The organism is Curtobacterium sp. NPDC089991, assembly GCF_044748425.1.
In the GTDB taxonomy this organism is placed as follows: domain Bacteria; phylum Actinomycetota; class Actinomycetes; order Actinomycetales; family Microbacteriaceae; genus Curtobacterium.
Genome location: NZ_JBIVGB010000001.1, coordinates 230,368 through 243,567, shown reverse-complemented (window position 1 = coordinate 243,567; position 13,200 = coordinate 230,368). Strand labels below are relative to the sequence as shown.

Sequence of the window (13,200 nt, the reverse complement as noted above, 5' to 3'; positions counted from 1 at the left end):
GCGACCGACGGATCGCGCCCCCGCGCAGCCGTCGCGCCCCGCTGAGTCGGGGCGCAACGACCGCACGGGGGCGCGAGACCAGCAGCGCGCGGCGCGGGACGAGCAGCGCGCGACGCGCGACCGACGGAACCGTCAGTCCGGCACCTCGGTCCAGTCGCCCTCGGCACCGGCGAACGATCCGGCGTCGATCAGGCACGAATCACCGTCGCAGACCGGCGCACCGCCGGGCGTGACCAGCGTGAGCAGGCCGGGGCGCGCCTCCAGACCGGAGATCGCATCCGGGACCGACGGGGCGGATGGGAGGCCCACCCCACCCCCGACGGTGACCGTCGCGCCCGTCATCGGGTCGCCGCCACGTCGGCGCTCGCGTCGTCCGCAGCGCGTTCGGTCGCCGAGGCGACCTCGTCCGGAGTCGTCCCGCGCAGCGCGACGACCTGCGTCAGCACCTGCTCGAACGCCGCCGGGTCCTGCGCGCCGGAGACGCCGTACTTGCCGTCGATCACGAAGAAGGGGACGCCGTTGATGCCGAAGGCCTGCGCCTGGGCCTGGTCGGCACGGACGGCTGCGAGCTGGGAGTCGTCGCGGAGCGTCGCGAGGACCTCGTCGCGGTCGAGCCCGATCTCGGCGGCCAGGTCGGCCAGCGTCGCGTCGTCGCCGACGTGCTCGCCGCGCTCGAAGTAGGCGGTGAACAGGCGCTCGACCATGTCGAGCTGCTTGCCGTGCTGCTTGGCGAGGTGGATGACCTGGTGCGCCTTCACGGTGTTCGTGTGGTGCATGGCCTCGAAGTCGTAGTCCAGCCCGACCGAGGCCGCGATGCCGGTGACCTGGTCGAGCATCTGCTGCGCCTGCTCGACGGGCATGCCCTTGTGGCTCGACAGGAACTCGGCCTCGGTGCCCTCGAAGTCGACGGGGGTGTCCGGGCTGAGCTCGAAGGAGTGGTACTCGACCTCGACCGGGCGGCCGTCCGCCGAGGCGCCGAACGCGGCGACGCCGGCCTCGAACTTGCGCTTGCCGATGTAGCACCAGGGGCAGGCGATGTCCGACCAGACATCGACCTTCACGGAGTCGTTCATGCTGATCCCAACGCGGACGCTGCGCGCGCATTCCCGCGGCTGGCAGCAGAACACCGGTGTTCGCAGGTCGAACACCCGACTGCGGGTGTGCAACGCACGAACATCGGTGTTCTGCGGAGCCGAAACCCCTACGCGCCGAGCAACCGCTGCGCCAGGTAGCCCTGCAGCTGGTCGAGGGCGACCCGCTCCTGCGCCATGGTGTCGCGCTCGCGCACCGTGACGGCCTTGTCCTCGAGCGTGTCGAAGTCGACCGTGATGCAGAACGGCGTACCGATCTCGTCGTGACGACGGTAGCGACGGCCGATCGCACCGGCGTCGTCGAAGTCCACGTTCCAGTTCTTGCGCAGGTCGTCGGCCAGGCCGCGGGCGACCGGCGACAGCTGCTCGTTGCGCGACAGCGGCAGCACCGCGGCCTTGACGGGCGCCAGGCGCGGGTCGAGTCGCAGCACGGTGCGCTTGTCGACGCCGCCCTTCGCGTTCGGTGCCTCGTCCTCGTGGTACGAGTCGAGCAGGAACGCCATGAGCGCACGGGTCAGGCCGAAGGACGGCTCGATGACGTACGGCACGTACTTCTCGTTGGCCGCCTGGTCGAAGAAGCGCAGGTCCTGGCCGGAGGACTCGATGTGGTTGTTGAGGTCGAAGTCGGTGCGGTTCGCGACGCCCATGAGCTCGCCCCACTCCGATCCGGTGAACCCGAAGCGGTACTCGATGTCGGCGGTGGCGTCGGAGTAGTGCGCCCGCTCGCCGTCCGGCACGTCGAAGCGGCGGAGGTTCTCCGGGTCGATGCCGAGCTCGGTGTAGAACGCGATCGAGTCGGCGATCCACTGCTCGTAGTGCTCCCCAGCCTCGGCCGGCGGGACGAAGTACTCGATCTCCATCTGCTCGAACTCGCGGGTGCGGAAGATGAAGTTGCCGGGCGTGATCTCGTTGCGGAACGCCTTGCCGACCTGGCCGATGCCGAACGGGGGCTTCATCCGGCTGGTCGTGACGACCTGCGCGAAGTCGACGAAGATGCCCTGGGCGGTCTCGGGGCGCAGGAAGTTCAGGCCCTCTTCGGACTCGACCGGGCCGAGGTACGTCTTGAGCATCCCGGAGAACTCGCGGGGCTCGGTCCACTCGCCGCGGGTGCCGCAGTTCGGGCAGGCGATCTCGGCCATGCGGCCCTCGGGGTCGCGGCCCTTCTTGGCGACGAACGCCTCGATCAGGTGGTCCTCGCGGAACCGGTGGTGGCAGTGCAGGCACTCCACGAGCGGGTCGGTGAAGGTCGCGACGTGACCGGAGGCCTCCCACACCTTGCGGGGCAGGATGACGGCGGAGTCGAGGCCGACCATGTCGCCACGGCCGCGGACGAACCGCTGCCACCACTGACGCTTGATGTTCTCCTTGAGCTCCACACCGAGGGGCCCGTAGTCCCACGCGGAGCGGGAGCCTCCGTAGATCTCACCCGACTGGAAGACGAAGCCGCGGCGCTTGGCCAGGGCGATGACGCTGTCGAGACGGGTGGGCTGTGCCAAAGAGTGCTCCAGAGGTCGCCGAGCTGGGTGCTCGGTGCGGAAACGGTCCGGGCAAGACTACCGGCGATCGTCGGCCGGGAGGCCCGCCCCGCGTCCGCCCGCCACGCTCACCTCGCCGACGTGGTCGCCCCCACCCCGCGCAGTGCGGCCGCCACGTCGGTCACGTCGGACTCGTCGTTCCACAGGTGGAACGCGATCCGGAGTCGCCCGGCACGCCCCGACGCGGTGAGCCCGGCGGCGGTGAGGGCCCGGAGGGCCGACCCGTCGGCGTCCGCGAACGTCACGATCGCCTGCCCGTCGCCCTGCCGAGGCGACCCGAGGGCGTCGCACAGCCGGTCTGCGAGACCGGTGGCGTGCCTCCAGACCGCCTGCTGGTCGAGCGCGACCGCGTGTTCGAGCGCGGCCACGGCACCGGGCCACGCCTGCCAGGCCGGCGAGACGTCGAAGCGACGGGCGTCGTCGGCCAGGCGCATGTCGGGGCCGTAGCAGGACGACCACACGTCCGCGCCGGCGTACCAGCCGGCCTGGACCGGGCGGAGCCGACCGAGGGCGGTGTCGGAGAGTGTCATGAAGGCGACGCCGCGCGGCGCGCAGAGCCACTTGTAGGCGTGCGTGAGCGTCACGTCGAACAGTGCCGCGTCGACGGGCAGGACGCCGGCTGCCTGCGTGAGGTCGCAGAGGGTGAGGGCACCGACCCGCCGGGCCGCGGCGACGACCGGGTACGGATCCGTGACCGCGCCGGTGGCGGACTGCACCGCGGACCACGCGACGAGGGCGGTGTCGGGCCCGACGGACGCGGCGAGCCGGTCGAGCGGGACGCTCCGGACCCGCACGCCGCGGTGTGCCTGGGCGAGGAACGGGAACACGACCGAGCTGAAGTCACCGTCGGGGACGACCACCTCGGCACCGTCCGGCAACGCATCGGCGACGACCGCAGCCATCACCGAGGTCTGCGAGCCGGTCGCCACGTGGGACACCGGCACCCCGACGAGGGCGGCGAACAGCGCGCGGCCCTCCTCGACCAACGCCCCGTAGTGGGCCGGCGAGGTCTCGGCGCGGGACCACGCGTCGAGGTCGGCCCGCTGGGCGGCGATCGTGGCACGGGTCGGCAGACCGGCGGTGCACGCCGCGAGGTAGCCACGACCGGCGGGGAAGGAGTCCATGCGGACAGCGTCCCGGCTCGTGCCCCATCACACCAGGCTTGTTCTGTTGTGCAGCCGATAACATCGCGTGATGGACGACATCGATCCCCAGCTGCTCCGGGTCCTCCGCGCCGTGGCCGACGGTGGGTCGATCACCCGCGCCGCCGCAGCACTCGGGTCGAGCCAACCCGCGGTCAGCCAGTTGCTCGCCCGGGCCGAACGGCGGCTCGGGCACACCCTGGTGCTGCGGTCCGGGCAGGACGGTCGCGGCGGGCGCGGTGCCACCCTGACGGACGCCGGTCGGGTGCTCGCCGACCACGCCCTGCACGTGCAGGCCGCACTGACCGCCGCGCGCGAGGACCTCGACGCCGTCGGGGGCCTGACCCGCGGCCGCGTGCGCCTCGCCGGGTTCCCGAGCGCGTCCTCGGCCCTCGTGCCCGCCGTGCTCGCCCGGCTGGCGTCGACGGCTCCGGGCGTGACGACCTCGTACGTCGAGGTCGAACCGCCCGAGGCGCTCGACCTGCTGCGGAGCGGGGAGGTCGACGTCGCCCTGACCTTCACCTACGTCGGCGACGAGGTCGGGTCCGCCCCGGACCCCGGGCTCGTCACGCGGGCACTCGGGCGGGATCCGCTCGCCCTGGTGACGCCCTCCGTGTCCGTGGGGTCCGATGCTGCGGACTCTGGTGCCGCGGATTCCGGTGCTGTCGACCTCGCGTCGCACCGCGACGCCCGCTGGATCGGCGGCTGCCCCCGGTGCCGCGGCCACCTGCTCGCCTCGTGTGCGACCGCCGGGTTCACCCCGGACATCGTGCTCGAGACCGACAACGCGGCAGCGGTGGTGGGGCTCGTCGCCGCCGGACTCGGCGTGGCCCTGCTCCCCCGGCTGGCGCTCGCGACGACGGTCATCCCCGCCGAGGTCCGGGTCGACCCCGTGGACGACGACCTGGCCCGCCGGGTCGAGGTCGTCATCGCCCGAGGGGCCGAGCGCGTCCCGAGCGTCCGTGCGGCCCTGGACGCGGTGCGGTCAGCGGCACACCTGCTCGACGGGCCGCTGCCCGGCTGACGGGTGCGTCAGGCCGTCGGGGCGTCGACCGCACCGCCGTAGCGACGGTCGCGGCGGGCGTACTCCTCGATCGCGCCCCACAGGTCCGTGCGCCGGAAGTCCGGCCACAGGCGGTCCAGGAACACCATCTCGGCGTACGCCGACTGCCACAGCAGGAAGTTGCTCGTGCGCTGCTCCCCCGAACTGCGCAGGAACAGGTCGACGTCGGGCATCTCGGGCACGTAGAGCCGCTTCGCCAGGGCCTTCTCGGTGACCTGGCTCGGCTTGAGGCGTCCGGCGGCGACGTCTTCGGCCATCCCCCGCACGGCGTCGACGATCTCGTTCCGGCCGCCGTAGTTGACGCACATCGTCAGGGTCAGCACGTCGTTGCCCGCGGTCATCTGCTCGGCACGGTCGAGTTCGTCGATGACGCTCCGCCACAGCCGCGGACGCCGTCCGGCCCACCGCACCTTGACGCCCCACTCGTTCAGTTGGTCGCGCCGACGACGGATCACGTCACGGTTGAAGCCCATCAGGAACCGGACCTCTTCCGGCGAACGCTTCCAGTTCTCGGTGGAGAACGCGTACGCCGAAATGTGTTTGACGCCGATCTGGATCCCGCCGGCGACGACGTCGAGCAGCGAGGCCTCGCCCGCCTTGTGTCCCTCGATCCGGGTGAGCCCGCGGCCGTTGGCCCACCGACCGTTGCCGTCCATCACGATCGCGACGTGGTCCGGCACGAACCGGGCCGGGATCGCCGGAGGCGTCTCACCGGTCCAGTCGATCGGGCGGAACGGCTCGGCGTCGTCGGGGCGGCGGGGGCTCATGCGGTGGGGGTTCCTTCCACGGTGCGGGTTCCTTCCACGGCGGGATCGGGCTCGGGGACGGCGGGTGCGGGGGTCGAGGCCACCGCGCGTGCTGTCGCCTCGGGTCCATCATGGGTCAGCGGCACGGGCAGCGGGTGCTCCGAGCGGTCGACGTGCGGCAGGGACCGGAGCGATCGTTCCAGGTGCCACTGGGCGTAGGCCGCGACCACGCCGGAGGCCCGCGACCGCGTCCGTTCGTCGGTGGCGTCGACGCTCGCCCAGTCGCCGGCGAGCAGCGAGCCGAGCACGCCGAGGGTCGCCGGGTCGAGCCGCGGCGTGCCGGGAGGCGCAGCCCGGTCGGCGACGACCCCGCCGAGCTGCACCACGAACGCGGAGTGCGGCCCGGGCTCCCCCGTGACCGCGCAGTCGCTGAACGACGGCGCCCACCCCGCGATGCTCATCGCGCGGAGCAGGTAGGAGTCGAGCGTGGCGCTGGAGTGGTGCTCCCCGCGCGACAGCGACCGCAGCGCGCCGACGAGCAACAGGTACTGCTGCAGCCCGGCGTCGGCCTCGCTCAGGCGGTCGGCGGTCTCGACCATCGCGCTGGCCGCCGTGTACGCGCCGTAGTCGGCGACGATCTGCGCCCCGTAGGCCCCGAGCGACTCGGCCTGCGTGACGATGTCGAGCGACCGGCCCTCGTAGAACTGGGCGTCGACGACCATGAACGGCTCGAGCCGACTGCCGAACTTCGACGCCGTCCGCCGCACGCCCTTGGCCACCGCGCGGATCTTGCCGTGCTGCCGGCTGAGCATGGTGACGATGCGGTCGGCTTCCCCGAGCTTGTGGGTGCGCAACACGACGCACTCGTCCCGGTACAGCGGCATGCCCCCAGTATCCCCCGCCCCGCCGACACCGCGTGCGGCGCGCAGCGCGCGCGCGGGGGCGTACTTGGCGGAATCGGGCGTACCTGGTCGAAAGAAACGACCAGGTACGCCCGATTCGACTTGCCATCGCGCGTGACGGGGGAAGGACCGGGCACAGACGGGAGGCTCCCCACCGGGCACGGCCGGTCCGCCGCTGGCGCGTCGGCCCGGAACCGGCCGGCGTGGGCCCAGGTGAAGGACGGACCCGCACCGCGCCTCCCGGTCTGGCCGCGTCTCAGGCGGAGACGAGCTCCGGCGAGTCGGCGCCGGCAGCAGCACCGGCGCGCACCGCGCGGTTCACCGCGGACACGATCGCCTTGAGCGAGGCCGTCGAGATGTCGGCGTCGATGCCGACGCCCCACAGGCGCACGCCGTCGACGTCGAGCTCGACGTACGACGCCGCCTTGGCGTCACCGGAGGCGCTCATCGTGTGCTCCGAGTAGTCGTACAGCGTGACCTGGACGCCCTGCTCGGCGAGGACCTTGAGGAACGCGTCGATCGGACCTGTGCCCACGGCGTCGGCGGTGACGGAGCCCTCGTCGACGCGGAGTGCGACCGACAGCGAGGTCGTGCCGTCGAAGTCGCTCGAGGTCGCCGTCTTGGTGAGCTCGTACCGGCCCCACTTGTCGTCGTCGGTCGAGGCGGGCAGGTACTCGTCCTGGAACACGTCCCAGATGCGCTGCGACGAGAACTCGCCGCCCTCGGTGTCGGTGTGCCGCTGCACGACGCCGGAGAACTCGATCTGCAGCTTGCGGGGCAGGTCGAGGGCGTGGTCGGTCTTGAGCAGGTACGCGACGCCGCCCTTGCCGGACTGCGAGTTGACGCGGATGACGGCCTCGTACGACCGGCCGATGTCCTTCGGGTCGACGGGCAGGTACGGCACCGCCCACTCGATCTCGTCGATGTCCTTGCCCGCGGCCGCGGCCTTGGCCTTCATCGCCTCGAAGCCCTTGTTGATGGCGTCCTGGTGCGAACCGCTGAACGCCGTGTAGACGAGGTCGCCCGCCCACGGCTGACGCTCCGGCACCGGCAGCTGGTTGCAGTACTCGACGGTGCGCTTCACCTGGTCGATGTCCGCGAACGAGATCTCCGGGTCGATGCCCTGCGTGAACAGGTTCATGCCCAGCGCGACGAGGTCGACGTTGCCGGTGCGCTCACCGTTGCCGAACAGGCAGCCCTCGATGCGGTCCGCGCCGGCCATGTAGCCCAGCTCGGCGGCGGCGACGGCGGTGCCACGGTCGTTGTGCGGGTGCAGCGAGAGGATGACGTCCTGGCGGTGCGCGAGGTTGCGCGACATCCACTCGATCGAGTCGGCGTAGACGTTCGGCGTCGCCATCTCGACGGTGGCCGGCAGGTTGATGATGACCTTGCGGTCGGGGGTGGGCTCGAAGACCTCGAGCACGGCGTTGCAGATCTGCAGCGCGACCTCGAGCTCGGTGCCCGTGTAGGACTCCGGCGAGTACTCGTAGTAGACCGTCGTGTCGTGCTGCAGCGTCGCCTCGGCCGCCTTGCACAGCTTCGCGCCGGCCACCGCGATGTCGACGACACCCTGCACGTCGGTGCGGAAGACGACCTCGCGCTGCACGATCGACGTCGAGTTGTACAGGTGGACGATGGCCTGCTTCGCGCCGTCGATCGCCTCGTACGTGCGCTGGATGAGGTGCTCACGCGCCTGGGTCAGCACCTGGATGGTGACGTCCTCGGGGATCGCGCCCTCGTCGATCAGGCTGCGGACGAAGTCGAAGTCGGTCTGCGAGGCGCTCGGGAACCCGACCTCGATCTCCTTGTAGCCCATGCCGACGAGCAGGTCGAACATGGCGCGCTTGCGCTCGGCGTCCATCGGGTCGATGAGGGCCTGGTTGCCGTCACGCAGGTCGACCGCACACCAGCGCGGCGCCCGCTCGATGCGCTTCGTCGGCCAGGTGCGGTCGGGCAGTTCCACCGAGATCTGTTCGTGGAAGGGGACGTACTTGTGGATCGGCATCCCGGAGGGCTGCTGCGTGTTCTGCATCGTTCGTCGCTTTCGTCGCGTGTTCGTGTGCTCTGGTGAGTGCGGCCACGACGGACTCCGCGACGAGGTGGGCCGGTGTGTCAGGCCTCGTCGCGGCAGCGAAGGAGGAGGAGTGCCGAGTACATCGAGTCCACGGTAGCACCGGCGGGCTGCTGTGTGACAAGCGCGTGACGCGGGGGCGGCCAGGCACGGTCCGAGCCGGACACCGGACGGGGGGCGAGCGGTCACGACATGCCGCGGGTCGGCCGCCGAGCGGTCACGTTCTGTCACCTGAGCCGCGTCAAGGCGACAGTTCGTGACCATTCAACGGACGTGAGCGGCGTGGCACTGCGGTGCGGCACACGTCCACGCGACCACGCGGCGGACGGGAGGCACGGTGCAAGCTGGCACCGTGCCTCCCGTCCGCCGCGTGGTGCGACCAGAGCGCCGCGTCAGTCGACCGCGAGCGCCTCGGTCGGGGGCACGCGCATCGCGCGCCGCACCGGCGCGATCGTCGCGACGACCGCCAGCACGAGCGCCCCGACGACGACGATCCCGATGGTGAGCGGCGGCAGCACGGGCGTGACCGGGTGCCCGAGCGACCCGAGCAGCGTCTGCCCGCCGACCCAGCCGTAGAAGGTGCCGAGCACGAGCCCCGAGACGACGGCCGCGACGACCATCTGCACGGCCTCGGTCACGATCATCCGGCGGACCTGCGCCCCGGTGAGTCCGAGCACCCGCAGCAGCCCGAGCTCGCGTCGGCGCTGCAGGACCCCGAGTGCCAGCGCGTTGACGACCCCGACGGCGGCGATCACGGCCGAGAACCCGACGATGACGCTGACGACGGCGTTCAGCTGGACGAAGAAGTCGCGCTGCGCCTGCACCATCTCGGTCGTCATCTGGCCCTGTCCCATCTGCTCGAGCTGGGCCTCGAGCACGTGCTGCATGATCCCCAGTGCGACGGCGAAGGTGACGAGCAGGGTGACGCCGATGACGAGCCCGATCGTCGCCCGCGAGGACCGACCCGGCGCACGCATGGCGTTGCGGCCGGCAAGCAGGACGACGGGATCGTGCGAGCCGATCCGACCGATGAGCTGCAGCACCGGCGGCATCACGATGGGCGCTCCGACGGCGACGCCGGCGAACGACACGAACCCACCGAGGGCAGCCGGCAGCACCGCGATCGGCGAGCTCGCGCTGACCGCGAGCCCGATGAGCATGAGCGCCGCGCCGCCGGCCATGAGCACGATGGCCCAGACCTTGCGGGCGGTGCCCGAGCGGACGTCGTCGTGGCTCGGTTCGACGCTCGAGGACAGCGCCTCGAGCGGGGTGACGGTCAGCACCCGGCGGGAGCCCGCGGCGAAGGCCCCCCAGGTCGCCAGGACCACGGCCACGACCGGCAGCACGAGTTCCCACGGCAGGAGCGTGTAGTCGGTGTCGGGCAGGAACCCGTTGCCGCGCAGCACCACCACGAACACCGCGGACAGCCCGGTACCCACGACGGCGCCGATCAGTCCGCCGAGCACCCCGACGACCAGTCCGGTCCGGGTGATCCGGGCCCGGAGCGTGGCGCCGGTGGCACCGACGAGCCGCTGCAAGGCGATGATGCGGGTCTGCCCGGCGATGAGGGTCGCGCAGGTGTTGGCGGTGACGATCGCGCCGACGTACAGCGCGATGCCGAGGAACAGCCACCCCACGACGGACAGGATCGCCCTGACCGGGCCGAGGTCGGCGAGCCCGGCGGCGCCGAGCGCTTCGGTCACGATGCCAGGGGCGATGACGAGTGCTGACCCGAACGTGGTGCCGAGCGCCGCGACCAGCACGGTCGGGGCGAAGGAGCGGACGCCGTTCACGCTGCCGCCTCCATCCCCAGCATCGTGGTGGAGATCGCGCCGGCGTCCATCGCCGGGCGGTCGGCGACGACCCGGCCGTCAGCGAGGAACAGGATCCGGTCGGCGTTGGCGGCAGCGACGGGGTCGTGCGTCACCATGACGACGCTCTGGCCCCACTCCTGCACGGCCCCGCGCAGGATCGCGAGCACGTCACGGCCGGTGCGCGAGTCGAGGGCACCGGTCGGCTCGTCGGCGACGACGACTGCCGGACGCGAGGCGAGTGCCCGGGCGATGGCGACGCGCTGCTGCTGCCCACCCGACAGCTGGTGCGGCCGGTGCGAGAGCCGGTTGCCGAGTCCGAGCTGGTCGACCAGGCGGTCGATCCACGCGCTCTCGTCCTTCGACGGCTTGTGCCCGCCGAGCAGGAACGGCAGCCGGATGTTCTCGCTGACGTCGAGCGTCGGCACCAGGTTGAACGACTGGAACACGAACCCGAGCCGGCGGCGACGGAGCTCGGTCAGGTCCTTGTCGCCGAGCCCCGTGATGTCGACCCCGTCGATCTCGATGCGGCCCGCGGACACCGCGTCGAGACCCGCGGCGACGTGCATGAGCGTCGACTTGCCGGACCCGGACGGCCCCATCACTGCGGTGAACTCCCCCGCGCCGATGTCGACGCTGACGTCGTCGAGCGCCGTCACCCGGCGCGCGGCGTCGCCGTAGTGCTTGGACACGTGGTCGAGTCGGATGATCGGAGCGTGGCTGGTGGTCATGCACCAACGATGGCGTCCGGGAGGCCCGCCCCGCGTCCGTCGGGCGGCTCCTGTGGATGAGCCGCTCGGCTCGACTTCCTGTGGACGGGTCATCCGATCGGATGACGTCCGTCAGTCGGCCTTGCTCACCAGCCCGTGCTCGTGCGCGAACACGACGAGGCGCACGCGGTCGCGGAGTCCGAGCTTCGTCAGGACCCGCGAGATGTGGGTCTTCACGGTCGCCTCGCTGACGTACTCGTGCTGCGCGATCTCGCTGTTGCTGAAGCCGCGGGCCGCCAGGTCGAAGATCTCGCGCTCGCGCGGGGTGAGGTCGTCGAACGTCGCCGGCACGGTGGCGGCCTGCTCGACGGAGTCGTCGTAGCGCCGCAGGAGTTCCCGCGTCGCCGAGGCCGCGAAGACCGCGGTGCCGGCGTGGACGGTCCGCACGGCGGCGAGCAGGAACTCGGGATCGGCGTCCTTCAGCACGAAGCCGCTCGCCCCGGCCCGGATGGCCTTCGCCGCGGCCTCGTCGAAGTCGAACGTGGTCAGGACGAGCACCTTCGCGCCGTCGGTGCCGGCCTGTTCGACGATGTGCGCGGTCGCCGTGATGCCGTCCATCACGGGCATCCGGACGTCCATGAGCACGACGTCCGGTCGGGTGCGCCGGACGAGTTCGACGCCCTCGGCACCGTCGCCCGCCTCGCCCACGAAGTGCAGGTCGGGTTGGGAGCCGATGAGCATCCGGATGCCGGTGCGGAAGAGTGCCTGGTCGTCGACGAGGGCGACGCGGATGCGGCCGTCGGCCGGCGGGGTGGTGGTCATCGGGCGGTGCGCTCCTGCTCGGTCGGACTGATGGTCGGGGCGGGGGCCGACTCGGCGGTCGGGCCCGCAGCCGGGCTCGCGGCCCGGCTCGCGGTCGGGGTGATGCGCCCGCGGGGCATCTGCCCGCTCGCGGGAACGGCGGGCATGCGGACGGCGACCTCGAAGTCGGGGCCACGGACCCCGGCGGTCATCGTGCCGCCGGTCATGGTGGCACGCTCGCGCATGCCGACCAGGCCGTGCCCGGTGCCGGGACCCCGGGTGCCGTCGTCGGCGCGGCGGTTCACCACCGCGATCTCGACGGTGTCCGGGCGGTAGGTCAGTGATGCGTGCACCGGCGTGCCGGGCTCACCGTGCTTGTAGGCGTTCGTCAGGCTCTCCTGCACGATCCGGTACACCGCGAGCTGCGTCGTGGTGGGGAGGCCGGTCGGATCGCCCTCGCGCTCGACCCGGACGTCGAGGCCGACCTGGCGCATCTCGCCGACGAGCCGGTCGATGTCGTCGATCTCCGGCGTCGGGACGGTCCCCTGCTCGTGTCGGAGCGCACCGAGGAGCTCGCGGACGTCGCCGAGGGCCCGGCGGGCGGTGGTCGAGATGGTGCCGAGGGCCTGATCGGCGACGGCGGGGTCCGCCTTCAGCGCGTAGCGGGCTCCGTCCGCCTGGGCGATGACGACCGCGAGCGAGTGCGCGACGATGTCGTGCATGTCGCGGGCGATGCGCACGCGTTCCTGTTCGACCGCGACCGCTCGGTCGGCACGGGCGGCGTCGCGTTCGGCGAGCAGCTGGGCCTCACGGCTCATGCTCGCCGACCGGCGGGTACGGACCACGAGGCCGGCCAACCACGGCAGCAGCAGCAGGAGCAGGACGACGGCGAAGTACGAGACCGTGACCTGCACCGACTCCTGGAACGGCGTCGACGCGGTCTCGATCGTCAACCGGTTCCGGTAGTCGTCGACGCCGATGTAGAGCGCCGCGGTGACGGACCCGACGATGGCCGAGACGAGTCCGGCCAGCCGCACCCGCCGACTGCCGTAGGCGCTCGTCGTGTAGAGCACCGCGGCGATGAAGGCGTTCGACAGGTCGGGCATCTGACCCGTGACCATCTCGAAGACCGCGAACACCCAGGCGACGGCCAGTGCGAGGCCGGGCGACAGCCGTCGGAGCGCGAGGGCAGCGGTCATGCCGACGACCGTGACGATCGCGAGCGGGGATTCCATGCCCCGCGCCGAGGTGATCAGCACGAGCGAGCCGAGCACCACGGCGATGACCACGTCGGTGATGACCTGCGCGCGCAGCATGGGACGGAACAC

The 13,200-nt window shown here is 71.8% G+C and carries 12 protein-coding genes; 1 reads left to right on the top strand and 11 read right to left on the bottom strand.

Features of this window, described 5'->3' with window-relative positions; genetic code table 11:
* Window positions 1-132: 132 nt before the first annotated feature.
* The 4 genes from ACIPV1_RS01100 to ACIPV1_RS01085 form a co-directional block, all read right to left on the bottom strand.
* Window positions 133-309, bottom strand: a complete 177-nt coding sequence (locus ACIPV1_RS01100) for a hypothetical protein (protein ID WP_402725602.1) — start codon at window positions 307-309, stop codon at window positions 133-135.
* A gap of 29 nt (window positions 310-338) precedes the next feature.
* Window positions 339-1,073, bottom strand: a complete 735-nt coding sequence (locus ACIPV1_RS01095) for a DsbA family protein (protein ID WP_133938223.1) — start codon at window positions 1,071-1,073, stop codon at window positions 339-341.
* 128 nt (window positions 1,074-1,201) lie between these two features.
* Window positions 1,202-2,587 (bottom strand): glycine--tRNA ligase, encoded by a 1,386-nt coding sequence (locus ACIPV1_RS01090; RefSeq protein WP_123938268.1) that lies wholly within the window; start codon window positions 2,585-2,587, stop codon window positions 1,202-1,204.
* 107 nt (window positions 2,588-2,694) lie between these two features.
* Entirely contained in the window at window positions 2,695-3,750 is a 1,056-nt protein-coding gene (locus tag ACIPV1_RS01085) for an aminotransferase class V-fold PLP-dependent enzyme (protein ID WP_402725601.1), read from the bottom strand.
* 70 nt (window positions 3,751-3,820) lie between these two features.
* Here ACIPV1_RS01085 and ACIPV1_RS01080 point away from each other — a divergent pair, with 70 nt between their 5' ends.
* Window positions 3,821-4,792 (top strand): LysR family transcriptional regulator, encoded by a 972-nt coding sequence (locus ACIPV1_RS01080; protein ID WP_402725600.1) that lies wholly within the window; start codon window positions 3,821-3,823, stop codon window positions 4,790-4,792.
* Between the two features lie 8 nt (window positions 4,793-4,800).
* On the opposite strand, the gene ACIPV1_RS01075 is transcribed toward ACIPV1_RS01080, so the two are convergent.
* From ACIPV1_RS01075 to ACIPV1_RS01045, 7 genes are all read right to left on the bottom strand, one after another.
* Complete coding sequence (locus tag ACIPV1_RS01075; RefSeq protein WP_402725599.1) at window positions 4,801-5,598, bottom strand: isoprenyl transferase; 798 nt, start codon at window positions 5,596-5,598, stop codon at window positions 4,801-4,803.
* Window positions 5,595-6,461 carry a DNA repair protein RecO gene (gene recO, locus ACIPV1_RS01070; RefSeq protein ID WP_123938271.1) on the bottom strand — a complete coding sequence of 289 codons (867 nt, stop codon included), beginning with the start codon at window positions 6,459-6,461 and terminating at the stop codon, window positions 5,595-5,597. Before recO ends, ACIPV1_RS01075 begins: the two co-directional genes overlap by 4 nt.
* A 274-nt stretch (window positions 6,462-6,735) precedes the next feature.
* Window positions 6,736-8,511, bottom strand: coding sequence for a 2-isopropylmalate synthase (gene leuA, locus ACIPV1_RS01065; protein ID WP_402725598.1), 1,776 nt, complete (start codon window positions 8,509-8,511; stop codon window positions 6,736-6,738).
* 431 nt (window positions 8,512-8,942) lie between these two features.
* Complete coding sequence (locus tag ACIPV1_RS01060) at window positions 8,943-10,343, bottom strand: FtsX-like permease family protein (protein ID WP_402725597.1); 1,401 nt, start codon at window positions 10,341-10,343, stop codon at window positions 8,943-8,945.
* Window positions 10,340-11,092: an ABC transporter ATP-binding protein gene (locus ACIPV1_RS01055; protein ID WP_111085736.1), complete on the bottom strand. Its 753-nt coding sequence runs from the start codon at window positions 11,090-11,092 to the stop codon at window positions 10,340-10,342. Before ACIPV1_RS01055 ends, ACIPV1_RS01060 begins: the two co-directional genes overlap by 4 nt.
* Before the next feature lie 111 nt (window positions 11,093-11,203).
* Window positions 11,204-11,893 carry a response regulator transcription factor gene (locus ACIPV1_RS01050; RefSeq protein WP_111085737.1) on the bottom strand — a complete coding sequence of 230 codons (690 nt, stop codon included), beginning with the start codon at window positions 11,891-11,893 and terminating at the stop codon, window positions 11,204-11,206.
* On the bottom strand, window positions 11,890-13,200 hold the full coding sequence (locus ACIPV1_RS01045; protein WP_243692471.1) for a sensor histidine kinase: 1,311 nt from the start codon (window positions 13,198-13,200) through the stop codon (window positions 11,890-11,892). Before ACIPV1_RS01045 ends, ACIPV1_RS01050 begins: the two co-directional genes overlap by 4 nt.